Annotated in this window: 18 protein-coding genes and 1 pseudogene; 10 read left to right on the forward strand and 9 right to left on the reverse strand. The window is 70.6% G+C overall.

Going from position 1 to position 24,588, the window contains the following annotated elements:
* Positions 1-42 precede the first annotated feature (42 nt).
* From OG866_RS13480 to OG866_RS13500, 5 genes are all read left to right on the forward strand, one after another.
* Positions 43-2,187, forward strand: coding sequence for an alpha-1,4-glucan--maltose-1-phosphate maltosyltransferase (locus OG866_RS13480; RefSeq protein ID WP_329334524.1), 2,145 nt, complete (start codon positions 43-45; stop codon positions 2,185-2,187).
* Positions 2,184-3,884: a maltose alpha-D-glucosyltransferase gene (gene treS / locus OG866_RS13485; protein WP_329334526.1), complete on the forward strand. Its 1,701-nt coding sequence runs from the start codon at positions 2,184-2,186 to the stop codon at positions 3,882-3,884. Before OG866_RS13480 ends, treS begins: the two co-directional genes overlap by 4 nt.
* 95 nt (positions 3,885-3,979) lie before the next feature.
* Positions 3,980-5,350: a maltokinase N-terminal cap-like domain-containing protein gene (locus OG866_RS13490; RefSeq protein WP_329334528.1), complete on the forward strand. Its 1,371-nt coding sequence runs from the start codon at positions 3,980-3,982 to the stop codon at positions 5,348-5,350.
* Between the two features lie 27 nt (positions 5,351-5,377).
* Positions 5,378-7,810 (forward strand): 1,4-alpha-glucan branching enzyme, encoded by a 2,433-nt coding sequence (gene glgB, locus OG866_RS13495; RefSeq protein ID WP_329334530.1) that lies wholly within the window; start codon positions 5,378-5,380, stop codon positions 7,808-7,810.
* A 63-nt stretch (positions 7,811-7,873) separates the two neighbouring features.
* A complete protein-coding gene (locus tag OG866_RS13500) occupies positions 7,874-8,728 on the forward strand; it encodes a hypothetical protein (RefSeq protein ID WP_329334532.1) in 855 nt (284 codons plus the stop codon).
* Here OG866_RS13500 and OG866_RS13505 read toward each other — a convergent pair.
* The 4 genes from OG866_RS13505 to OG866_RS13520 form a co-directional block, all read right to left on the reverse strand.
* Positions 8,692-10,938, reverse strand: coding sequence for a HelD family protein (locus tag OG866_RS13505; protein ID WP_329344076.1), 2,247 nt, complete (start codon positions 10,936-10,938; stop codon positions 8,692-8,694). The two genes, OG866_RS13500 and OG866_RS13505, sit on opposite strands and share 37 nt — an antisense overlap.
* Before the next feature lie 163 nt (positions 10,939-11,101).
* Entirely contained in the window at positions 11,102-11,416 is a 315-nt protein-coding gene (locus OG866_RS13510) for a thioredoxin family protein (RefSeq protein WP_329334534.1), read from the reverse strand.
* Positions 11,413-11,799, reverse strand: coding sequence for a MerR family transcriptional regulator (locus tag OG866_RS13515; RefSeq protein WP_329344077.1), 387 nt, complete (start codon positions 11,797-11,799; stop codon positions 11,413-11,415). Before OG866_RS13515 ends, OG866_RS13510 begins: the two co-directional genes overlap by 4 nt.
* 29 nt (positions 11,800-11,828) lie before the next feature.
* A complete protein-coding gene (locus tag OG866_RS13520) occupies positions 11,829-12,338 on the reverse strand; it encodes an Lrp/AsnC family transcriptional regulator (RefSeq protein WP_329334536.1) in 510 nt (169 codons plus the stop codon).
* A 45-nt stretch (positions 12,339-12,383) separates the two neighbouring features.
* Between OG866_RS13520 and OG866_RS13525 the strand changes: the two genes are divergently transcribed.
* The gene (locus OG866_RS13525; protein WP_443063522.1) at positions 12,384-13,298 is read left to right on the forward strand and encodes an NAD-dependent epimerase/dehydratase family protein; all 915 of its coding nucleotides are present in this window, start codon (positions 12,384-12,386) and stop codon (positions 13,296-13,298) included.
* A gap of 1 nt (position 13,299) precedes the next feature.
* Positions 13,300-14,169: an aldo/keto reductase gene (locus tag OG866_RS13530; RefSeq protein WP_329334538.1), complete on the forward strand. Its 870-nt coding sequence runs from the start codon at positions 13,300-13,302 to the stop codon at positions 14,167-14,169.
* On the opposite strand, the gene OG866_RS13535 is transcribed toward OG866_RS13530, so the two are convergent.
* Together OG866_RS13535 and OG866_RS13540 are read right to left on the reverse strand one after the other, a co-directional pair.
* On the reverse strand, positions 14,166-15,692 hold the full coding sequence (locus OG866_RS13535; RefSeq protein ID WP_329334539.1) for an ATP-binding protein: 1,527 nt from the start codon (positions 15,690-15,692) through the stop codon (positions 14,166-14,168). The two genes, OG866_RS13530 and OG866_RS13535, sit on opposite strands and share 4 nt — an antisense overlap.
* Positions 15,693-15,879: 187 nt before the next feature.
* Positions 15,880-16,518, reverse strand: a complete 639-nt coding sequence (locus OG866_RS13540) for a maleylpyruvate isomerase family mycothiol-dependent enzyme (protein WP_329334541.1) — start codon at positions 16,516-16,518, stop codon at positions 15,880-15,882.
* Positions 16,519-16,625: 107 nt separating this feature from the next.
* Between OG866_RS13540 and OG866_RS13545 the strand changes: the two genes are divergently transcribed.
* A complete protein-coding gene (locus OG866_RS13545) occupies positions 16,626-17,066 on the forward strand; it encodes a MarR family winged helix-turn-helix transcriptional regulator (protein ID WP_329344078.1) in 441 nt (146 codons plus the stop codon).
* Positions 17,067-17,107: 41 nt separating this feature from the next.
* Here the strand turns inward: OG866_RS13545 and OG866_RS13550 are convergent, their stop codons facing one another.
* Complete coding sequence (locus OG866_RS13550; protein WP_329334543.1) at positions 17,108-17,887, reverse strand: DUF2127 domain-containing protein; 780 nt, start codon at positions 17,885-17,887, stop codon at positions 17,108-17,110.
* A 169-nt stretch (positions 17,888-18,056) separates the two neighbouring features.
* A complete protein-coding gene (locus OG866_RS13555) occupies positions 18,057-19,481 on the reverse strand; it encodes a cation:dicarboxylate symporter family transporter (protein ID WP_329344080.1) in 1,425 nt (474 codons plus the stop codon).
* 305 nt (positions 19,482-19,786) lie between these two features.
* Here OG866_RS13555 and OG866_RS13560 point away from each other — a divergent pair, with 305 nt between their 5' ends.
* The gene (locus OG866_RS13560; RefSeq protein WP_329334545.1) at positions 19,787-21,439 is read left to right on the forward strand and encodes a sensor histidine kinase; all 1,653 of its coding nucleotides are present in this window, start codon (positions 19,787-19,789) and stop codon (positions 21,437-21,439) included.
* Complete coding sequence (locus OG866_RS13565; RefSeq protein ID WP_329334547.1) at positions 21,436-22,146, forward strand: response regulator; 711 nt, start codon at positions 21,436-21,438, stop codon at positions 22,144-22,146. Before OG866_RS13560 ends, OG866_RS13565 begins: the two co-directional genes overlap by 4 nt.
* Here the strand turns inward: OG866_RS13565 and OG866_RS13570 are convergent.
* Positions 22,139-24,529: pseudogene (locus tag OG866_RS13570) on the reverse strand (ATP-binding protein); the annotation flags it as partial. The gene OG866_RS13565 and the pseudogene OG866_RS13570 sit on opposite strands and share 8 nt — an antisense overlap.
* Between the last annotated feature and the right edge of the window lie 59 nt (positions 24,530-24,588).

Consider the following 24,588-nt stretch of genomic DNA (forward strand, 5'->3'; position numbering starts at 1 on the left):
CAGCCATCCGCCCACCCCCAGTTGACGCGGACAGGAGCGGTCATGCCCGCCACGCACCACTCGTCAGCACCCCCGACGTCCAGCACGCGGCCCGCCGTCACCGGGCCACCGTCCCCTCCGGAGCCACCCTCCGCGGACGACACCCCTGACACCGGCCGGACCTCCGGCACCGGACAGACCTCCGGCGCCGGCCAGGCCCCCGGCATCGGTCAGACCCCAGGCGTCGGACGGATACCCGTCCTGGACGTCCGCCCGGTCGTCCAGCAAGGGCGCCGCCCGGCCAAGGCGGTCACCGGCGAGACCTTCCAGGTCACCGCCACCGTGTTCCGCGAGGGCCATGACGCGGTCGCCGCCAACGTCGTCCTGAAAGACCCCGAGGGCCGGGCCGGCCCATGGACGCCGATGCGTGAACTCGTCCCCGGCACCGACCGCTGGGGCGCCGACGTCACCCCCGGGGCCACGGGCCACTGGACCTTCCAGGTCGAGGCGTGGGGCGACCCGATCAGCACCTGGCGCCATCACGCCGGCATCAAGATCCCGGCGGGCATGGACACCGAGCTGGTCCTGGAGGAGGGCGCGCGCCTGTACGAGCGGGCCGCCGAAGGTGCCCCCAAGGGGCGGCGCAAGATCCTCCGGGCCGCCGTGAGCGCCCTCAGGGACGAGTCCCGCCCGGCCACGGCCCGGTTGGCGGCGGCGTTGACGCCGGAGGTGGACGCGGTGCTGGCCGCGTATCCGCTGCGGGAGTTCGTCACCGCCTCCGAGCCGCTGCCGCTGCTGGTGGAACGGGAACGGGCCCTGTACGGGTCCTGGTACGAGTTCTTCCCCCGCTCCGAAGGCACTCCTAAGCGTCCGCACGGCACCTTCCGCACCGCCGCCCGCAGGCTCCCCGCGATCGCGGCGATGGGCTTCGACGTCGTGTATCTGCCGCCGATCCACCCGATCGGCACCACCTTCCGCAAGGGGCCCGACAACACGCTGTCGGCCCGGCCCGAGGATGTCGGGGTGCCGTGGGCGATCGGCTCACCGGAGGGCGGGCACGACGCCGTCCACCCGGACCTGGGCACGATCGAGGACTTCGACGACTTCGTCGCCACCGCTCGACGGCACGGCCTGGAGATCGCCCTCGACTTCGCCCTCCAGTGCTCGCCGGACCACCCCTGGGTCCACAAACACCCCGAGTGGTTCCACCACCGCCCCGACGGCACCATCGCCTACGCCGAGAACCCGCCCAAGAAGTACCAGGACATCTACCCCATCGCCTTCGACGCCGACCTGGAGGGCCTGGTCGCCGAGACGCTGCGGGTGCTGCGGCACTGGATGGACCACGGGGTGCGGATCTTCCGCGTCGACAACCCGCACACCAAACCGGTCGTCTTCTGGCAGCAGGTGATCGCGGACATCAACGCCACCGACCCCGACGTCATCTTCCTGGCCGAGGCCTTCACCCGGCCCGCGATGATGCACACCCTCGGACAGATCGGCTTCCAGCAGTCCTACACGTACTTCACCTGGCGCAACACCAAACAGGAACTCACCGAGTACCTCACCGAGCTGTCCGGGGAGGCGGCCGCCTACATGCGGCCCAACTTCTTCGCCAACACCCCCGACATCCTGCACGCCTACCTCCAGCACGGCGGACGCCCCGCCTTCGAGGTCCGCGCCGTCCTGGCCGCCACCCTCTCCCCCGCCTGGGGCATCTACAGCGGCTACGAACTCTGCGAGAACACCCCCCTGCGCGACGGCAGCGAGGAATACCTCCACTCCGAGAAATACCAACTCCGCCCCCGCGACTGGGAAACGGAGAACGACAACATCACCCCCCTGATCACCCGCCTCAACGAGATCAGGCGGGCCAGTCCCGCCCTCCGCCAACTGCGCGATCTCCACTTCCATCACGCGGACAAGGAAGAGGTGATCGTCTACTCGAAACAGAGCGGTTCGAACACGGTTCTGGTGGTGGCCAACCTCGACCCCCACCACACCCAGGAAGCCACGGTCTCGTTGGACATGCCGCAACTCGGCCTGGAATGGCACGAGTCGGTGCCGGTGCGCGACGAGCTCACCGGCGAGACCTATCACTGGGGCAGGGCGAACTACGTGCGTCTCGAACCGGGCACTCGTCCCGCGCACATCCTCACCGTCCTGCGACCGTCCACCCCGCAGATCGGAGGGTCACCCACAACATGATCGTCAACGAGCCCGTCCAGGACACCTTCGAGGACACCCCGGCGAAGGACCGGGACCCCGACTGGTTCAAGCGCGCCGTCTTCTACGAGGTGCTCGTCCGCTCCTTCCAGGACAGCAACGGCGACGGCGTCGGCGACCTCAAGGGCCTCACCGCCAAACTCGATTACCTGCAATGGCTGGGTGTCGACTGCCTGTGGCTGCCGCCCTTCTTCAAGTCGCCGCTGCGCGACGGCGGTTACGACGTCTCCGACTACACCGCCGTCCTGCCCGAGTTCGGCGACCTCGCCGACTTCGTCGAGTTCGTCGACGCCGCCCACCAGCGCGGCATGCGCGTCATCATCGACTTCGTCATGAACCACACCAGCGACCAGCACCCGTGGTTCCAGGAGTCGAGGCGGGACCCCGACGGCCCCTACGGCGACTACTACGTCTGGGCCGACGACGACAAGCAGTACGCGGACGCGCGGATCATCTTCGTCGACACCGAGGCGTCCAACTGGACCTTCGACCCGGTCCGCAAGCAGTACTACTGGCACCGCTTCTTCTCCCACCAGCCGGACCTCAACTACGAGAACCCGGCGGTCCAGGAGGAGATGATCTCCGCCCTGCGGTTCTGGCTGGACCTGGGCATCGACGGTTTCCGGCTCGACGCGGTGCCCTACCTCTACCAGCAGGAAGGCACCAACTGCGAAAACCTTCCGGCAACCCATGAGTTCCTGAAGCGGGTCCGCAAGGAGATCGACGCCTCCTACCCGGACACGGTGGTGCTGGCGGAGGCGAACCAGTGGCCGGAGGACGTCGTCGACTACTTCGGCGACTACGCCACCGGCGGCGACGAATGCCACATGGCCTTCCACTTCCCGGTCATGCCCCGCATCTTCATGGCGGTCCGCCGCGAATCCCGCTACCCCGTCTCGGAAATCCTCGCCAAGACCCCCGCGATCCCCTCCAATTGCCAGTGGGGCATCTTCCTGCGCAACCATGACGAGCTCACCCTCGAAATGGTCACCGACGAGGAACGCGACTACATGTGGGCCGAGTACGCGAAAGACCCGCGGATGCGCGCCAACATCGGCATCAGGCGGCGGCTCGCGCCCCTCCTGGACAACGACCGCAACCAGATCGAGCTGTTCACAGCTCTCCTGCTGTCGCTCCCCGGCTCGCCGATCCTCTACTACGGCGACGAGATCGGCATGGGCGACAACATCTGGCTCGGCGACCGCGACGCCGTCCGCACCCCCATGCAGTGGACCCCGGACCGCAACGCGGGCTTCTCGTCCTGCGATCCGGGACGCCTGTATCTGCCGACCATCATGGACCCCGTCTACGGCTACCAGGTCACCAACGTCGAGGCGTCGATGTCGTCGCCCTCCTCGCTGCTGCACTGGACCCGCCGCATGATCGAGATCCGCAAGCAGAACCTGGCGTTCGGCCTGGGCTCCTACACGGAACTCCCGTCGTCCAACCCGGCGGTGATCGCGTTCCTGCGGGAGTACGAGGACGATCTCGTCCTGTGCGTGCACAACTTCTCCCGCTTCGCGCAGCCCACGGAGCTGGACCTGAGCACCTTCAACGGACGGCATCCGGTGGAGCTGTTCGGCGGGGTGCGGTTCCCGGCCATCGGTGAACTGCCGTACTTGCTGACACTGGCAGGGCACGGCTTCTACTGGTTCCGGCTCCGCAAGGACGCCGCCTGAGAGACCCGGCGGGGCGGCTGGTTCCCGGTTTCTCCCGCCCCGCCCTGGGCACGCATCAGTAACACCCCGACCATCCGGGGAAAGGACGCGACGCCATGTCGGAAGCCGTCATCCGTACTGCCACGACACATCCGGGCCTGCTTGCGTCACTTGATCCACTGCTGCGGGAATGGCTGCCGCGGCAGCGCTGGTTCGCCGGCAAGGGCCGTCCGGTCACCGGCTTCACGCTGGTCGCGGCGACCGAACTGCTGCCGGCCGACCGCAAGCTGGGCCTCTACCACCTGCTCGTGCAGGCCCATCAGCCGGCCGCGCCCTGGGACTGCTACCAGCTCCTCATAGGTGTGCGCGAGGCGCTGCCACCCCATCTGGCGCCCGCGCTGATCGGCCATGTGGAGGAGGGCCCCCTCGCCGGACGCACGGTGTACGAGGCCCTGTACGACCCCCGGCCCGCCGAGGTGCTCCTGGAGGCGCTGCGCTCCCGGACCCGCATCGGCGGGCTCCGCTGTGAACGGGACCCGGACCAGGAGATCCGGTCAGGTCTGGTGCCCCGGGTGATGACCGCCGAGCAGTCCAACACGTCGGTCGTCTACGGAGATACGTTCATCCTCAAGCTGCTCCGCCGGGTCGTGCCGGGCGTCAACCCCGACCTGGAGCTGCCGCTGGCGCTGGCCCGCGAGGGCTGCCCGCGGGTACCGGCACCGACGGCGTGGATGAGCGCCGATCTGGACGGGGAGTCGTACGTCCTCGGTGTGCTGCAACCCTTCGTGAAGGGCGCGGCGGACGGCTGGGAGCTGGCGCTGCGCCAGCTGGCCAAGGGCGAGGACTTCAGCGCGGAGGCGCGGGCGCTGGGGCGGGCCACCGCCGAGGTGCACACCGCGCTGGCCCACGCCCTGCCCTCGGTGACCCTCGGCGCCGCGCAGCTGCGCCTCCTGGCCGACGGCATGATCGAGCGCCTCGACGCGGCCGTCCAGGCGGTGCCCGCGCTCGCCGCGTACGGCCCTGGGCTGCACTCGGCGTTCAGCGCGCTGGCCGACCTGGCCGCGGAGGGCCGTACCTGGACCGCGCAGCGCATCCACGGCGATCTGCATCTCGGCCAGTGTCTGCGCTCGCCCACCGGACCGTGGTCGCTGATCGACTTCGAGGGCGAGCCGTCGAAGCCGCTGGCCGAGCGGCGGATGCCGCAGCCGCCCGCCCGGGACGTCGCCGGCATGCTCCGCTCCTTCGACTACGCGGCGCTCTCCGCCGACCCGCCCGCGCCGGGCTGGGCCCATGCCTGCCGGGCCGCGTACTGCTCCGGGTACGCCGAGGTCAGCGGCACGGACCCGCGGACCGACCCGGTCCTGCTGCGCGCGTACGAGACGGACAAGGCGATCTACGAGGTCGTCTACGAGGCCAGGCACCGCCCGGACTGGCTGCCGGTGCCGATGGCGGCGATCGAGCGGTACGCCACATCCGACCTGTTCTGACTTCACGCTCGCCGAGGAGGCTCCCCCGTGACTCCGCCCACGCCCACGCCCAGCGGATCGGACCCGAAGAAGAAAGCGACCGCGAAGAAGGCGTCAGCAAAGACGGCCACGGTCAAGAAAGCCACGGCCGAGAAGACGACGACCAAGAAAGCGACGGCCAAGAAAGCGACGGCCAAGAAAGAAGCGATCAAGAAGACCGCCGCGAAAACGAAGAAGGCCGTCGCCCCGAAGTCCGCCCCCGCGCCTGTGTCCGTGTCTGTGCCGGAGACCCCCGTCTCCCCCGCCATCGACGCCCACGACCGCGACCGTCTCCTCTCCGCCACCCACCACGACCCGCACTCCGTCCTCGGCGCGCATCCCGTCCCGGGCGGCACGGCCTTCCGCGCCTTCAAGCCGTACGCCCTCTCCGTCACCGTCCTCGCCGGCTCCCTGCGCGCCGAGCTGCACGACGACGGGGACGGGTTCTTCAGCGGTCTCCTCCCGCTCGGGGAGGTCCCGGCCTACCGGCTGCTGGTGACGTACGAGGGCTCGGAACAGGAGATCGAGGACGCGTACGGCTTCCTGCCCGCCGTCGGCGACCTGGATCTGCATCTGATCGGCGAGGGCCGGCACGAGGAGCTGTGGAAGGCGCTCGGCGCCGAGCCCATGACCCACCAGGGCGTGGCGGGCACCCGCTTCACGGTGTGGGCGCCGAACGCCCGCGGCGTCAGCCTGGCCGGCACCTTCAACTTCTGGGACGGCACGGGCCATCCGATGCGCTCCCTGGGCGGCTCCGGCATCTGGGAGCTGTTCGTGCCCGGCATCGGAGAGGGCGAGCTGTACAAGTTCGCGATCACGCGTCCGGACGGTTCGAGGACCCTGCGGGCCGACCCGCTGGCCCGCCGCACCCAGGTCCCGCCCGAGACGTCGTCCATCGTGCACGCCTCGCACCATGTGTGGCAGGACGCGGCCTGGCTGGAGTCCCGGGCGGCCGTCCCCGCGCACGAGGCGCCGTTCTCGGTGTACGAGGTCCATCTCGCCTCCTGGCGACCCGGACTGACCTACCGTCAACTCGCCGAGCAGCTCCCGGCATACGTGAAGGATCTGGGTTTCACGCACGTCGAGCTGATGCCGGTCGCCGAGCATCCCTTCGGCGGCTCCTGGGGCTACCAGGTCACCGGGTTCTACGCCCCGACCGCCCGCCTCGGCACCCCCGACGACTTCAAGTTCCTCGTCGACGCCCTGCACCAGGCCGGGATCGGCGTGCTGATGGACTGGGTCCCGGCCCACTTCCCGCGCGACGACTGGGCGTTGGCCGAGTTCGACGGGCGGCCCCTGTACGAGCACGCGGACCCGCTCCGTTCCGCCCACCCCGACTGGGGCACCCTGGAGTTCGACTTCGGCCGCCGTGAGGTGCGCAACTTCCTGGTCGCCAACGCCGTGTACTGGTGCGAGGAGTTCCATATCGACGGGCTGCGGGTCGACGCCGTCGCCTCGATGCTCTACCTCGACTACTCGCGCGAGCCGGGCCAGTGGCTGCCCAACGAGCACGGCGGCCGGGAGAACCTCGACGCGGTGGCGTTCCTCCAGGAGATGAACGCGACCGTGTACCGGCGGGCCCCGGGAGTCGTCACCATCGCCGAGGAGTCCACGGCCTGGGACGGCGTCACCCGGGCCACCCACCACATCGGCCCGGGCGGCTTCGGCGGCCTCGGTTTCGGCCTGAAGTGGAACATGGGCTGGATGCACGACTCGCTCGGCTACGTCCAGCACGAGCCGGTGCACCGCAAGTACCACCACCACGAGATGACCTTCTCGATGGTCTACGCGTACAGCGAGAACTACGTCCTTCCCATCTCCCACGACGAAGTCGTCCACGGCAAGCGGTCGTTGGTCTCCAAGATGCCCGGCGACTGGTGGCAGCAGCGCGCCACCCACCGCGCCTACCTCGGCTTCATGTGGGCCCACCCCGGCAAGCAACTCCTCTTCATGGGACAGGAGTTCGCCCAGGGCGCCGAATGGTCCGAGGCGCACGGACCGGACTGGTGGCTGCTGGACCCGGCCTACGGCGCCGAGCCCGACCATCGTGGTGTCCGGGACCTGGTCCGCGACCTCAACCTCGTCTACCGCCACACCCCGGCGCTGTGGCAGTGCGACACCACGCCCGACGGTTTCCAGTGGGTCGTCGGGGACGCGGCGGACGACAATGTCTTCGCCTTCCTGCGCTACGACGCGGAGGGCACGCCCCTGCTCGCGGTCTCCAACTTCGCCCCCGTCGTCCGCCACGACTACCGCCTCGGCGTCCCCGACGACATCCCCGCCTGGCACGAGGCCCTCAACACCGACCTCGGCAGGTACGGCGGGGGCGACGTCACCAACCCGGACGCCGTGAAACCGGAGGCGACGCCCTGGCACGGCCGCCCGGCCAGCATCCAACTGACCCTGCCGCCCCTGGCAACGGTCTGGCTACGGCCCGCGTAGCCGAGAGCGGCACTCTTTAGAGTGGTCCGGGTCGGTGTGAGTGCCTCACGCGGGAGTTGAGGGTTGAAGCGATCCGGAAGCACGCGCGGGGCGGCTGCGGCCGCCCTGCTCTGCGCGCTCGCCGTGCTACTGCTAGGCGCGTGCGGGACTCAGGTGGCCGGTCGGGACGACACCACCCCGTCGGCCACCGCCCTGCCGTGGACCCTGTCCGCGCCCATCGGGATCACCGGCGCCACCCTCAGCCCCGACCAGCGCACGGTGACCGTCGCCGCGACGGTGCCCAGTGGTCCGAAGCCATGCGTGCGCCACCTCAGAGCCGTGCTCACCGAGCCCGTGCGCAACACCGTGAACGTCCAGGTCACCTACGACTCACCGGCGGGCGACCGAGCCTCCGGCTGCACGAGGACCACCACGGCCAAGGCTCGGGTGAAGCTCACCGAACCGCTGGGCGGGCACGAGTTGGCGGTCGGCTACCCCGGCACCGTCTTCACCGCCGACGGCGCCGGCCTGCCCGCCCTGCGCCTCTGCGGCGACCTGGGCTGCACCCCGCCGGCCACCGGCTGCACCACCGGCTCCTACGAGCAGGCGGTGAAGGCGGTCGACGCGCCCGCGCACACCTACCGTGACGCCGAGCACTGCGACGGCAAGTGGCTGGTCCTGGACATCTCCTGGCGCACCGGCCCGGTCTGCGGCGACCCGGCGGACAGTGCCTGCACGTCCCGGCTGGGCGACCGCTGGTTCTACCGGGCCGAGAAGTCGGGCTGGAAGCCGTTCTTCCGGACGACGGAAGGGGGCTGCCGGGCGGTGCGGGACAGGGAGCCGGACTTCCCGACCGCCCTGTGCGCGTCCCTGGAGCCCCTCGCCCCGTCCCTGCACCCGACCTACTCCCCCTCGCCCACGGCGACCCCGTCCTCCTGACCGGCCAGCGCCCCGGGCAGCCGCCCCGTGTGCACCACGCCCAGCCGCTGGGTCGCCCGGGTCAGCGCCACGTACAGGTCGCTCGTGCCGTACAGCCCCGGTTCGACCACCAGCACCGAGTCGAACTCGAGGCCCTTGGACTGACGCGGTTCGAGGAGTACGACGGTCCGTGTGAGGTCGGGCTCGGCGCCCGCCGTGACCCCGTCCAGCTGTGCCGCGAGCCTGCGGTGCAACTGGCGCGGGGCGATGACCGCGAGCCGGCCCTCCGCGGGGGTCAGCTCCTCGACCGCCTTGGCGACGGCGCCGGGCAGGTCGTCGGTGGCGCGGACCCAGGGCCGTACACCCGTCGAGCGGACCGAACTCGGCGGCTCGAAGTCCGGGTTCTCGGCCCGTACGACGGCCGCGGCGAGGTCCATGATCTCGGCGGGGGTGCGGTAGTTGACGCCCAGCCGGGTGTGCTCCCAGCGGTCCTCGACATACGGCTCCAGGATGTCCGACCAGGAGCCGACACCGGCCGCCTCCGCCGTCTGGGCCGGGTCGCCGACCAGGGTCATCGAGCGGGTCGGGCTGCGCCGCATGAGCAACCGCCAGGCCATCGGCGACAGTTCCTGCGCCTCGTCGACGATGATGTGCCCGAAGGCCCACGTCCGGTCGGCCGCCGCGCGCTCGGCGGCGCTGCGGTGGTCGTCCTCCTCCTGTCGCTCGGCGAACCGTTCGGCGTCGATGATGTCGTGCGCCGACAGCACCTCGGAGTCCTCGTCGTCGATGTCCTCGAACTCATAGGTACGGGAGGCGTACGACACGTCAAGGACGCCCTGCGCATACGCCACTTGTGTCTCCCGCTCCTGCTCGGCGCGGGCCCGCGCCACCCGCTCGTCCACGCCGAGGAGTTCGGCGGCCTCGTCGAGCAGCGGTACGTCCGCCACCGTCCAGCTGCGGGTCACCAGGCGGCGAATCGCTGCCGCGTCCTCGTCGGGGAGATAGCCCACCGGGTCGGCGAGGAAGTCGGCGACCAGCCGCTGCGGGGTCAGCCGCGGCCACAACTGGTCGATGGCGGCCCATACTTCGGGGTTCTCGGCGATCTCGTCACGGATCTGGGTGATGTCGGCCGGGTCGAGGAGGCTGCTGCCGTCGTACGGGTCGGTGCCGACGCGCTCGGCGTACAGCTCGGTGAGGGTGTTGAGGATGTGGCCCTCGAAGTGCTCGCGCGCCACGTTGTGCGGCAGCCGCGCGGCCCGGGTCCGCTCCCGGGCCACCTTCACCAGCCCGTCGTCGAGCATCAGCACCTCCCGGTCGTGCTCGATCGCGATCACCGGGTCGGGCAGCGCCTGCCAGTCGCGTACGGCGTCGGCGAGGACGTCGGCCATGTCGGCGCGCCCCTTCACCGCCGCCGCGGCCCGGGTGTCGGCGGCCGTCGCCTTCACCCCGGGGAACAGCTCCCCGACCGTCGCGAGCAGCACGCCCGTCTCACCGAGCGAGGGCAGCACCTCGCCGATGTAGCCGAGGAAGGCGGGGTTGGGGCCGACGATCAGCACGGCGCGCTTGGCGAGCAACTCCCGGTGTTCGTAGAGCAGATACGCGGCGCGGTGCAGGGCGACGGCCGTCTTGCCGGTGCCGGGGCCGCCCTCGACCACCAGCACGCCGCGGTGCGGGGCGCGGATGATCTCGTCCTGTTCGGCCTGGATGGTCTGCACGATGTCGTGCATCCGGCCGGTGCGCGCGGCGTCCAGCGCGGCGAGCAGCACGGCGTCGCCGGTCGGGTCCTCATGGCCGGTGCGCTCCTGGTCGCCGAGGTCGAGGATCTCGTCGTGCAGGGTGGTGACCGTACGGCCCTCGGTGGTGAGGTGGCGTCGGCGCCTGAGGCCCATCGGGGTGTGGCCGGTGGCCAGATAGAAGGGCCGGGCGACCTCCGCGCGCCAGTCGATCAGGATCGGGGTGCGTTCGGCATCGTCGGTGCGCAGTCCGATACGGCCGATGTGATGGCTGGTCCCGGACGTCAGATCGATCCGGCCGAAGCACAGCGAGCCGTCGACCGCGTTGAGCGCGGCGAGCAGCCCCGAGCGCTCGGCGACCAGGATGTCCCGTTCCAGCCGGGCCTGCATGGGCGTGTTGCCCTGGGCGAGGGCGTCGGTGACTCCGACCTCGGTGTCTGCGCGCAAGGCGTCCACATGCGCGTACAGGGTGTCGATGAATTCCTGCTCACCGCGAATTTCATCGCTGTTTGACAATTCCACTCCCACGCAGATATACTGTGCCTACTGAACTTCTCCACGACTCAATTCCCGTAAAGTCGCGAACCATTGAGTCTAAGCAAACGAATCCCCCCGGCGCAATTGCCGAGGGGATTTTTTCGTGTTCAGAAGTCGCGGGTCATCAGATCACGTCGGCGAGTTCCTCCAGCAGCCGCCGCTTCGCCCGGGCACCCACCATGGACTTCACCGGCTCACCGTCGCAAAAGACCATGAACGTGGGCATCGAGAGGACCTTGTAGGCGTTCGTGGTCAGCGGATTGTGGTCCACGTTCAACTGCACCACCTTGAGCCGGTCGGCCTCCTCGGCGGCGAGCGCGCGCAGCACCGGCCCCATCTGCCGGCACGGCGGGCACCAGTCCGCCGTGAACTCCACCAGTACCGGAAGCTCCGCCCCGATCACCTCGTCCGCGAAGTCCGCGTCCGTCACATCCATCACAGTTCCTGCCCTCCCAGTTCGCACAGGGGCGGCTCGCCCCCGGCCGTGGCCAGCCGCACGCCGATCTGCGCCCGCACCGCCTGGAGCTCGCCGATCAGCTCGTCCAGCTCCGCCAGCTTGCGCCGGTAGACGTCGATCGAGGCGGGACAGGTGTCCCCCTCGGGGTGACCGGCCTGTAGGCATTCCACGAAGGGCCGGGTTTCCTCCAGGTCGAACCCGAAGTCCTGGAGTGTCCGGATCTGCCGCAGCAGCCGCAGGTCGCTCTCGTCGTAGGTCCGGTATCCGTTGCCGCCCCGCCGGGCGGGCAGCAGCCCGCGTGACTCGTAGTACCGCAGCGTCCGGGTCGTGGTCCCGGCCCGCGCGGCCAGCTCGCCGATGCGCATGTCCACGAACGTAATCCTTTACGCCGACGTCAAGGCAACAGTGGCTTCCGCTGCACCGGGGAGGTCAGCACGATCGAGGTCGTGGTGCGGCCGAGGACGGAGACCTCCTCGAGCACCTCCTCCAGATGGACGGTGTCCCGGACGGCGACCTTGAGGATCCAGCAGTCCTCGCCGACCGCGTGGTGCACCTCGATGATCTCCGGGCGCTCGATCAGCTCCAGGGTCCTCGGGTGCTTGAGGTTGTAGCCGCCGTGCGGGTTGACCCGGATGAACGCCTGGATGCCGTACCCGAGCCGGCTCGGCACCACATGGGCGCCGTACCCGCTGATCACACCCGCCGCCTCCAGCCGCCGCACCCGCTCGGTGACGGCCGCCGGGCTCAGCCGGACCCGGCGGCCCAGCTCGCTCAGCTTGATCCGGCCGTCGGTCTGGAGCAGCTGGAGGATCTCCCGGTCCAGCGCGTCGAAAGCCGCCGAGGTTTCACTGGCGGCGGGGCGCAACGGCCGCGGTTCTTTCGGTGTCTCGGCCTGAACTCCCATGGTTCCCCCTTCAGGACGCGGGTGTATGCCAGGAGAATTATGGTCATGGAAAAGGCACGAGAGGTACTGGTCATCGGCGGCAACCGCTATTTCGGCAAGCGGCTGATATCGCGGCTGCTGGCCGCCGGGGACCGGGTGACGGTCCTCAATCGCGGCTCGTCGGCGCCGCCGCCCGGCGCGGTGCGTCTCGTGGCCGACCGCGACGACGAGAAGTCCCTTCTGGAAGCCCTCGGTTCGCGCACGTTCGACGTCGTCGTCGACCAGGTCTGCTACACCCCGCGCCAGGCGGCGATCGCCCGCCGGGTCTTCACGGGCCGCACCGGCCGCTATGTGATGACGTCGACGGTCGAGGTGTACGAGTACGAGGACTCCATCACGCCCGTACGGGAGGACGCCGTCGACCCGTCGACGGTCACCGTCGATCTCGAACTCCCCTGGGAGGACCCGGAGTTCCTGGACGCCCACTACGGCGAGGGCAAGCGGCAGGCGGAGGCGGTGTTCGCCGCCGCGCCGGACTTCCCCTACGTGGCCGTGCGCGTGGCCCATGTACTGGGCGGCGACGACGACTTCACCGGGCGCCTTGAGCACTACGCCTCCCGGATCCGGGCCCACGAACCGATCGCGGTGCCCTTCTCCAACCAGCCCGCCACCTTCATCCACGTCGAGGAGATCGCCGACTTCCTGGCCTGGACGGTGGGCGAGGACTTCACGGGCCCGGTCAACGCGGCCTCCCACGGCCCGTTGACCACCGTCGACCTGTGCGAGGCGATCGTCGCGCGGATTCCCGCCGGCAAGGTCGTGCTCCAGCTCGTCGAGGTCGGCGAGGTCTCGCCGTTCTCCTTCTTCCGCTCCTACGCCATGGACAACTCCCGTGCCAGACGGCTCGGTTTCACCTTCCGCGCGGCACCGGCATGGCTGTCGACGGCCGTCGCGGAGACCCTCGGGAAGGACGGCGACTGACATGCGGTACCGCAGACTCGGAGATCTGAAGGTGAGTGCCGTGGGACTCGGCGCGATGCCGCTGTCCATCGAGGGCCGGCCGGACGAGCAGCGTGCCCTGGCGACCGTGCGGGCGGCGCTGGACGCCGGGGTGACCCTCTTCGACACGGCGGACTCGTACCACCTGCCCGGCGCCGAACCCGGCCACAACGAACGGCTCGTGGCCCGCGCCCTGGCCGGCGCCGACGTGCTGATCGCCACGAAGGGCGGCCGGGGCCGCCCTGCCGACGGCAACTGGACGGTGAACGGCGACCCACGCCACCTCAAGCGCGCCGCCGAGGGCTCGCTGAAGCGGCTCGGCGTCGAGGCCATCGGCCTCTACCAGCTCCACAAGCCCGATCCCGCCGTCCCCTTCGAGGAGTCGGTCGGCGCGCTGCGCGAACTGCTCGACGAGGGCAAGATCCGGCTGGCCGGCGTCTCCAACACCGACGTCGACCAGATCCGCGCGGCGCACGGCATCCTGGGCGACCGCCTGGTGTCCGTCCAGAACCGGTACTCGCCAAAGGTCCGCGACAGCGAGGCCGAACTACGTCTGTGCACCGAACTCGGCCTCGCCTTCCTCCCCTGGAGCCCGCTCGGCGGCCTCTCCCGCAGTTCCCTGGACGGCCCGTCGGGCCTCGCGGGTTCCCTGCGGTTCGGCGCCTTCCACGAGATCGCGGCCGAACGCGGGGTCAGCCCCCAACAGGTGGGCCTCGCCTGGCTGCTGGCGAAGTCCCCGACCGTGATCCCGATCCCGGGGGCGAGCCGCCCGGAGACGATCCGGGACTCGGCCGGGGCGGCGGAACTGGTGCTGAGCGGGGCGGAGTTGGCGCGGCTGGAGCCGCTCGGCTAGTCCTCGGTCCGCTCGTCCTCCGTCCGCTCCTCCAGCGTCCACTCCTCGTCCTCGATGTCCCTCGCGCCCCGCACTCCCAACAGGCGTCGGGTCAACCGGTCACGGTCGGAGAGCAGTTCGTCAAGGGCCTCGCGGACGTCCCGTGCCTCGGTGCGCGCCGATTCCCGTTCGGCGGCGATCAGCACGGAGCGTCGTACGAGCTCCTTGGTGAAGGAGGCGGTCGTGCCCTCGGTGCGGGCCACGACCTCGTCCGTGATCTCCCTGCCGAGGCCGACTCCACCCCCGTACAGCGCCAGCAGGGCCGCGCGGCCCTCGGCGTCCGGGAGCGGGATCTCGACGGCGAGATCGACGCGTCCCGGGCGCTGGACGAGGGCGGGTTCCAGCAGGTCGGCGCGGTTGGTGGTGAGGAGGAAGGCGACATCGGCGTCGTCGCCGAGACCGTCCATCTCGTTCAGCACCTGGAAGAGCAGGGGCTGTTCACCGCCGCCGTAGTCGCGGGCCTCGGCGATCAGGTCGCAGTCCTCCAGGACGACGAGGGCGGGCTGGAGCATCCGGGCGAGGGAACAGGCGGGGCCGATGGCCGAGATGCTCTCGCCGGACAGGATCACCACGGTGAACTGCGGCAGGTGGGACAGGAGATACCGGATGGTGTGGGTCTTGCCGGTGCCGGGCGGGCCGTACAGCAGCAGACCGCGGCGCAGGTGCTGGCCGGCCGCGCGGAGCTGCTCGCGGCGCCGGGCCACCCCCACGACCTGGCGTTCCACCCGCTCCAGCAGCCCGGCGGGCAGCACGATGTCGGCGCGGGTCAGACCGGGGCGACGGTGGAAGCGGAACGGACCGAGGCCGTGGCCGAACTCGGAGCCCTCGAAGGACAGAACCTGGCCGCGGAAGACGTTGTACTCACGCACGAGCACATCGACCTCGGCGAGCACCCGGTCCCCGAACTCCTTGTCTGTGGCGAGGACTTCGACCTCGACCTTGTTGCGTCCGTACTCGTCCTGCGGGCCGCGCAGCAGGACGACGAACCGCTCCTCGCCGTCCGTGCCGAGGTAGAAACCGCAGGAGACACAGGCCAGTTCGGTGTCCGGGGAGACCGGCAGCTGGGCGTAGTCGACGGCGCCGACGACGAAGCGGTCGTAGCGGTCGGCGGCGTCGATGATGTCGCCGAGGGTGAGCTCGCCGTGGTGCTGGGCGCCGCGCATGCCGATCAGCTCATGGGTGCGGCCGTCGGCGGCGAACCAGCGCTCCAGGGCGAGATGGACATTGGGCAGCTCGAAGGAGGCGTACGCGGCCTTCACCACGGGGCGGTCCGTGGGGGCCGCGCCGAGATGGTCGCGGAGGCGCTTGGCGAGGTCGCGACTGCCGTCCGGATCGGCGCGTTTGGGGCGGGCGACGGCCATGAGGAACTCGGAGAACAGCTCGTTGACGCGGTCGATCGACAGGGGCGAGGGTTCCCGGTGCTCGCCGTACCTCGCCTCGTACTCCTTGCTGCCGAGGATCTCCACATCGCCCGGTTCCCCCATGCCCACCTCCGTGTGTCGCGACGTTGCCCGACCGTGCCCGTCATGGCTCTCCAGCGTGGGCCTCGCGCGACGGCGGGTCAAAGCATTTGGGGCAAGTGGTCGCGAAGAGCCCGGAAAGGGTCAGGGGGCGTCACCGCGTCACCGAGGGAGCCACGTCACCGGGGACTCCCGTCACCAGGGAGTTCCGTCACCGGGGAGTCGTGACCCCCGTCCACGGCTCCCCGGTGCGCCCCGCCCACTCGCGGGCTCCCTCCGGGCGGCCGGTGAGCAGCAGGAGCAGGGCGGCGATCGGCCCCCGGATCTCGTCTCCGGCCCCGCGCGTCCACGCGATGTCGGTGGCGACGAGCCGGGCCTTCGGCAGGGGCCAGGGCCGGGGCGGGAGCCGCATGGTCCAGACGCGCTCGGCGGCGGCGCGGGCGGCCGTCGGCGACACCTCCCGTTCCCGGCCCAGCGCGAGGGCGATGTCCTGGCCGTGGACGAGGAGGTCGAGCAGGGGTTCGTGCGGCGAGGTCATGGGCGCGAGACGCCGGGAGCCGATGATCGACCGCAGATGGCCGACGATCACCTCGACGGGGGCCTCTGCCTCGCGGACGGCCGTGTCATGGATCATCCGGTTCCAGTCGCCGCGGGCGCGGATCATCTCCCGTACGGCCTGACCTCGGGTGATGCGGGCCGCGAGGGTCAGATGGGCGGCGACGTCCCGCACCCGCCAGTCCCCGCAGCGTGTGGGCGTCTCCCACTCCTCGGCGCCCAGGCTCTCCAGCAGGTCCGCGAGGCTCGCGCGCTCACGGTCGACGACCTGCCACAACTCGTCGGTCTCCAGCATGACGCCCAAGGGAACCACCCACTCAAGTGGTAAGCTTCTCTGACCAAATTAGTCAGAGCCTCTGACCAATGTCAAGCAGTTCAGGACAGACCGAGGGAGCGTCGACGATGGTGGCGGAGAGCGAGCTCAGCACGGGCGTGCTCCTGTTCCTCCCGTACCGGGCTCTGGAGAACCGTGTCTTCGCCGCGCTCGCCGAGGCCGGTTTCGACGACTTCACGCCCGCCCAGGCCCGGGTCATGCAGCGCATCGGCCCACACGGCACCCGGCTGACCGAGCTGGCCGAACAGGCCCAGATCACCAAGCAGACCGCGGGCTTCCTGGTCGACCAGCTGGAGAAGACGGGCTATGTGACACGGATGCCGGACCCGACGGACAAGCGGGCCCGGCTGGTGTGCGGGGCGCGGAAGGCGTGGGAGGCCAAGGAGGTGGCCGACGGGGTGGTGGCCGAGGTGGAGAGGGAATGGGAGGAACACCTCGGCAAGCGACGTATGAAGCAGCTGCGGGAGGCGCTGACGCTGCTGCGGGAGATCACCGACCCTTGGGCCTGACACACTCCCGCCGGGCCCGCCTGAACGGGTAGGGCCGCCGCCTACTTCCGCCCCGCCTGGACGGGTACGGCAGCCGCCTCCTCCACCTCCAGCAGCGAGGCGCTCCGCCGCTCCTCCTCGAAGGCTCGGTGGCCGCCGCGCAGGCCGAACAGGCGCTTGGCCAGCAGGATGTAGAGCACGGCGAGGATGTTCAGCACCAGGGTGCCGATCTTCAACCAGCTGATGTGCTCGGTGAGTTCGTAGATCTCCAGGGGGAGGAAGGCGGCCGTCGCGACGACCGTCAGATACTCCGCCCAGCGCTTGGCGTACCAGAGGCCGACCGCCTCGACGAGCTCGATGAGCGCGTAGGCCAGGAGCAACACCGCTACCAGGACCAGGGTGTTGTGCCGGTACCCGAAGGTCTTCTGGATGGTGCCGACGACCGGTGAGTGGTCGAGGTCGTAGTGGAAGTGCCGGAAGACGGGGCGGAAGACGTCGAGATACTCGTCGAAGAGCCGGCGCACCGCGTCCTGGGAGTTGCTGAACTTCCATACGGCCGCCGCGACCAGCACGATGAACACCCCGCGCACGGCCCGCTCGATCGCCAGGAAGCGCAGTACGAACAGATCCCGGAGCACCTTGCCGCGCGGCACGAGGGGCGCCTCGGCGGCCGGACCCGAGCCATGGGGCACGCCGAGGACGAAGTCACCGCAGCGCAGACAGCGCCAGACCTCGCCGAGCGCGGTGTCGGCACGCAGCCGGATCCGCAGCCGGGGATCGTCCGGCGCGTACGTCACATGCCCGCGGCGGGCACATGTCCGCCGGTCCCAGTCGATCGTCATCCCCCGTGCTGCCTTCCACTGAATGAGCCTGCCGCGCCTGTAGGGGGCAGGCGCGGCAGGCTAGTGGGGGCGGGTAAGAGTTCGGTGAGGCGACGGCCCTCGCGGTGGTGTGGCCCGGGCGGCTGAGCGACGGGGGAGTTGTTCAGCCGCCCGGAGTTTCAGCGGGCGCTCACGCCTTGGCGAGTTCCTTCTCGCCGCCCTGCTCCGGCACCTGGGCATGAACGTCGTCGCCGTCCTCGTCGAGCAGCGTCTTCTCGTCGAAGGGCAGCTGTCCGGCGAGCACCTGGTCGACCCGGGCGCGGTCGATCTCCTTGGTCCAGGTGCCGATCAGCACCGTGGCGACCGCGTTGCCCGCGAAGTTGGTCAGGGCGCGGGCCTCGCTCATGAAGCGGTCGATGCCGACGATGAGGCCGAGGCCGTCCACCAGGGCGGGCTTGTGCGACTGGAGACCGCCGGCGAGCGTGGCCAGACCGGCACCGGTGACACCGGCGGCGCCCTTCGAGGCGACGAACAGGAACAGGAGCAGCGGGATCTGCTCACCGAGCGACATCGGCGTACCCATGGCGTCGGCGATGAACAGCGAGGCCATGGTCATGTAGATCATGGTGCCGTCGAGGTTGAAGGAGTAGCCGGTCGGGACGGTGATGCCGACGACGGGCTTGCTGACGCCCATGTGCTCCATCTTCGCGATGAGCCGCGGCAGCGCGGACTCGGAGGAGGAGGTGGAGAGGATCAGCAGGAACTCGCGGCCCAGGTACTTGAAGAGCTTGAGGATGTTCAGGCCCGCGATCACCCGCAGCAGCGCGCCGAGCACGATGAAGACGAACAGGAAACAGGTGATGTAGAAGCCCACCATGAGGAGGGCGAGGTCCTTCAGCGCGTCCACGCCCGCCGAACCGACGACGGCGGCCATCGCACCGAAGGCGCCGATCGGGGCGGCCCACATCACCATGGAGAGGATCCGGAAGACGAGCCGCTGGATGTGCTCGACACCGCGCAGGATCGGCTGCCCGGTGGAGCCCATGGCCTGGAGCGCGAAGCCCGCCAGCAGGGCGATGAGCAGGGTCTGGAGGACCTCGCCCTCGGTGAAGGCGGAGACGAAGGTCGTCGGGATGATGCCGAGCAGGAACTCGGTGGTGTCCTTGGCCTCCGCGTCGACCTGGGCGTGGCCGACGTCCTTGACGGCGTCGGTGACGGCGAGGCCCGTACCCGGGTCGAGGATGTTGCCGACGACGAGGCCGATACCGAGCGCGACCAGCGACATGACCATGAAGTAGCCGAGGGCGATACCGCCGACGGCGCCGACCTTGGCGGCCTTCCGTACCGAGCCGATACCCAGGACGATCGTGCAGAAGATGATCGGCGAGATCATCATCTTGATCAGACTCACGAAGCCGGTACCGATCGGCTTCAGCTCGACGGCGAAGTCCGGTGCGACCATGCCGACGAGGATGCCGAGGGCGACGGCAACGATCACCGCGATGTACAGATAGTGGGTGCGGTCCTTCTTGACCACGGGTGCCGTATCGGGTGATCCAGTTGATCCGGGGGTGCTGGCGGCCACGGCTGCCCTCCTTGACGTCTTCGTCGGCATGACCGGCGTGCGGCTCACGTCCGGGCTGTTTAAGGAATGCGGTGACTATCTCCTGCCCTGTGAGGGCGGTCACCCTTCCGTTCATTTAGTTCACGCGGGCCTGTCCGGCGGATCAGGTCGCAGGGGAGCGGCGGCACCGCACTGGCGCCGGTGAGCGGGGTCTGGTGCGTCGAGCTGCAAGGCAGAGGAGGGCGGCGACGCGGAGCGTCGGCAACCGACGACAACGCGGCAGATCGGCGTGCCAGACCCCGCGTCTGCGGCATGAGCCGGCGGACAGGCCCGGACCGGGGAGGCACACTGGCGACATGCGCATCCCCGTCCCCCGCCCCCGCAGCCTGGCCGGCCAGCTCTTCGCCATGCAGGCCGTGCTGATAGCGGTGCTCGTGGCCGGATACGCGCTGTTCACGTACGTCAGCGACCGCAGCCAGGCCGAGGAGGCGGCGGGCCGCCAGGCCATGGCGGTGGCGGGTACGGTCGCCGACTCCCCCTCCGTCCGGGCGGCGATCCACACCTCCGACCCCTCGGCACGGCTCCAGCCGTACGCCCTGCGGGTCATGCATGACGCGGACGTCGACTTCGTGACGATCATGAACACGCACGGCATCCGCTGGACCCACCCCACGGAGTCGGAGATAGGCAAGAAGTTCCTGGGCCGGATCACCCCCGCCCTGGCCGGCGAATCCTTCACGGAGACCTACAAGGGCACCCTGGGCCGCTCGGTCCGCGCGGTCACGCCGATCATGGAGGACGGCAAGGTCGTCGGCCTGGTCAGCGCGGGCATCAAGGTGGAGGCGATCAGCAAGCGGGTCCAGGGCCAGCTGACGGCCCTGCTCGGGGTCGCGGCGGGCTCGCTGGCGCTGGGCGCGATCGGCACGTACGCCATCAACGCCCGCCTGCGCCGCCACACCCACAACATGAACGCGGCCGAGCTGAGCCAGATGCACGACTACCACCAGGCGGCCCTGCACGCGGTGCGCGAGGGGCTGCTGATGCTGGACGGCCAGTACCGGGTGGCGCTGATCAACGACGGCGGCCGGGAGTTGCTGGGCGTCGCCTCGGAGGCCGAGGTCGTCGGCAGCTCGGTGGCGGAGCTGGGGCTGCCGGCGCCGCTGACGGGCGCGCTGCTGGCGTCGGAACCGAGGGTGGACGAAGTGCACCTGGCGGCGGACCGGGTGCTGGTGGTGAACACGTCGCCGGTGTCCGGGGGCGAGCGGCGGGGCACGGTCGTCACGCTCCGGGACGTGACGGAACTCCAGTCGCTGATGGGCGAGTTGGACTCGGAGCGGGGCTTCACGCAAGCGCTGCGCTCGCAAGCGCACGAGGCCGCGAACCGCCTCCACACGGTGGTCTCGCTGATCGAGCTGGGGCGTGCGGAGGAGGCGGTGGACTTCGCGACGGCCGAGTTGGAACTGGCGCAGGCGCTGACCGACCAGGTGGTCGCGGCGGTGAGCGAGCCGGTGCTGGCCGCGCTGTTGCTGGGGAAGACGGCACAGGCGAACGAGCGGGGCGTGGAGCTGGTGGTGTCGGAGGACAGCCGGTTGGATGACGGTCTACTGCCGCCATCGCTTCCTGCCCGGGACCTCGTGACGATCCTCGGGAACTTGATCGACAACGCGGTGGACGCGGCGCAGGGGAGTGTGGGGGCGCGGGTGACGGTGACGGCGTACGCGGTGGACTCCGCGCTGGTGCTGAAGGTGTCCGACACGGGGACGGGCGTGGATCCGGCCCATGCCGAGGCGGTGTTCGAGCGCGGCTTCACGACCAAGCCGACGGGGCCGGGTGGGCGCGGGCTGGGCCTGGCCCTCGCACGACAGGCGGTGAACCGGCACGACGGGACACTGACGGTCGCGGAAGCGGCCGGGGGCGGAGCGGAGTTCGAGGTGCGGTTGCCGTTGCGGACGGCGGGTGCGGGTGCTTTGGGTACGGCCCGGCCGGTGACGGGAGGCGGCGCGCGATGAGTACGGAGCCGGGTGGAGCGCCGATCCGGGTGCTGGTCGTCGAGGACGACCCGGTCGCCGCGGACGCACATGTGATGTACGTGGGGCGCGTGCCGGGGTTCGTCGCGGTCGGCAAGGCGCACACGGGGGCGGAGGCGCGCCGGGTGCTGGACCGTACGGCGGTGGATCTGCTGTTGCTGGATCTGCATCTGCCGGATGTGCACGGGTTGCAGTTCGCGCGGTCGCTGCGGGCGGCGGGGCATCAGGCGGACGTCATCGCGGTGACCTCGGCCCGGGATCTGACCGTGGTGCGGGAGGGGGTCTCGCTGGGGGTCGTGCAGTACGTGCTGAAGCCGTTCACGTTCGCCACGCTGCGGGATCGGCTCGTGCGGTACGCCGAGTTCCGGGGGGCCGCGGGTGAGGCGAGCGGGCAGGACGAGGTGGACCGGGCGTTGGCGGCACTTCGGTCGCCTTCGCCGGCTGCGCTGCCCAAGGGGTTGAGCGCGCCGACGCTGGAGCGGGTGACGGCTGCGTTGCGGGAGGCGGCGGAGGGACTTACGGCGACGGGGCTGGCCGAGGGCGTGGGGATCTCCCGGATCACTGCTCGGCGGTATCTGGAGCATCTGGTGGAGGCGGGGAGGGCTGAACGGGCGCCGGTTTATGGGCAGGTGGGGAGGCCGGAGTTGGTTTATCGGTGGGGTCGGGGGGTGGGGGGGCGGCGAGGTTAGCGGCGCGGGTGCGGGCCTCGGCGGCATCGGTTGGGGCGGTGGCATGAGTGAAGGCGTCGGCGGCCTCAAGGTAGGCGGCGCGGGCCAGGGCCGGGCGGCCGGCGGTCTCGTGGAGGTCGGCCAGGTTGTAAAGGGCTGCTCCCGCGCCGTACCAGTCCTCGCACTCCCGACAGATCTCCAGAGAGGTGCCGCACGCCTCGACCGCCTCCTCCACCCGGCCCGCCGCCTCCAGGGCGAGACCAAGGCTGTTCCACGCCATCGCCTCACGGGGGCGGTCCCCGACGGCCTGGAACACGTCGCGGGCCCGGGTGAGGGCCTGCACCGCCTCCTCCACCCGGCCCACCTCCCGCAGTGCGATGCCGAGGCTGCCCCACGTGCTCGCCTCACCTGAGTAGTCCCCGACGGCCTGGAACACGTCGCGGGCTCGGGTGTGGGCCTGCACCGCCTCCTCCACCCGGCCCACCTCCCGCAGTGCGATGCCGAGGTTGTTCCACGCGATCGCCTCACCGGGACGGTTCCCGGCAGCTTGGTACAGGTCGCGGGCCCGGGTGAGGGCCTGCACCGACTCCTCCACCCGACCCACATACCGCAGGGCGAGGCCGAGGTGGCTCCACACGATCGCCTCCCCCAGCCGGTCACCCGCCCGCCCGGCCGCCTCCCACCCTGCCTCCGCCACCGCAATCCAGTCATCGAAATACCGCCGCCACTCCAGATACACCCCCAGACGCACGGCCAGCCGCACCGCCGCCTCCGCGAACCGCTCCTCCCGACCCCACTCCACCGCCGCCACCAGCCCCGCCCGCTCCCCGTCCAACCACGCCAACGCCTCCCCCCGCTCCCTGAACCGCTCCGGCACCTCCATCCCCGGCAGCCACCGCAACCGGTCATCCGCCGCATCCGCCCACCGCAGATACCACTCCAGCACCCGCTCCCGAGCCCCCTCCCCCTCCTCCCTCAACCCCACATCCCCCACCACCACACCCACCCCGAACACCCGCACCAAGTCATGCAACCGCCACCGCCCACGCCCACTCCCCCGCTCCACGAGATGCGCACGAGCCAGGGCCCTCAGTTCCCGTACCGGCGGTACCTCCGCACCAACCAGCGCAGCGACGACCTCGTCGCTCGCCTGGGGCCCCGGTGCCAGCGCGAGCAGGCGCAGCAACCGGGCCTGCTCGGGCGGCAGTCGGCGGTACGAGAGGTCGAAGGCGGCGCGGACGCTGCGCTCGCCGTCGTCGAGGTGGCCGAGCGGGTCGCGGGACTCCGTCAGCTCCGCGACGAGGTCGGTCATCGCCATGCCCGGGTCCTCGGCCAGCAGCGCGGCCACGATCTGGAGGGCCAGCGGGAGATGCCCACACAGAGCGGCGAGTTGACCGACCGCGTCGCGGGACTGGGTGGCCCGGTTGTCGCACGGGTTGGCGATCCGCAGAGCACGGTCGAGGAGTTCGTACGCCTCGTCCGGGGTGAGCTGGTCCAACGGGACGAGTCTGGCGCCGAGTTGGGGCAGGCGGTCTCGGGAAGTGACCAGGACGCGGTGGCAGCGATGGCCGGGCAGGAGGGGGCGTACCTGGTCCGGGGAGGAGGCGTTGTCGGCGAGGACGAGGACGGGACCGCGTTCCCGGGCTCGGGCGGCCAGGGCGGAGCGGTAGAGGGCGGCCCGCTGGTCCGCTGCGGTGGGGATGTGCTCGGGCCGGGTGCCGAGGGCCCGGAGCAGCGCTTGCAGGGCCCCGTCGGCGGTGACGGGGTCCTGGTCGTAGCCGTGCAGGTCGAGAAAGAGGACGCCGCCGGGGAACCAGCCCCGTTCGCAGGCAAGGTGTGCGGTCTGTACGGCGAGCGCGGTCTTGCCGATGCCGCCGAGGCCGGACACGGCGGCGACGAGAACGGCGGCCGAGGTCTCCGCCGCTGCCTCCTCCCCGTCCGGGTCCAGCGCAGCCAGCAGCGTCGCCGTCTCGTGCTCCCGCCCGGTGAACCCACCGGGCCTCGGCGGCAGACCGGCCATCGCCTCGGGTACGGCGGCAGCCCCCTGGACCACCACCTGTACGCCGACCACCTCACGCAGAAAGACCCCGCCCCGGAAGTCGGCGTGATCACCGTCGTACCAGGAGGCCGCGCTCCCCGGCGCATACCGCTCCATGCCCCGCGCGACGGCACCGGCGACGCCGCCCTGAGGATCGGCGGCGAGCAGGTCGGCCACGCCCTCGCCCCACTCCCGCACCGCATCCCGCCGAACCGGAACCGCCGCCGCCTCGGCAATCGCCCTGGCGGACGCCCCGGCATCCAGCCCCACAGCCTGCGCCAGCTTCTCCACCGCCCGGCGCCCGCCGTCCCCGCCCGCGCCCTCCACCAGAGCCGTCAGAAGAGCCGTAAGCCACGCTGCTTCCATCCACCCGCCCCGCCGTCCCGTACCCGGTGCCGTACGGTCAAAGGTAGGGCGTCCTACGG

Origin of the sequence: Streptomyces sp. NBC_00663 (assembly GCF_036226885.1) — a bacterium.
GTDB lineage: Bacteria > Actinomycetota > Actinomycetes > Streptomycetales > Streptomycetaceae > Streptomyces.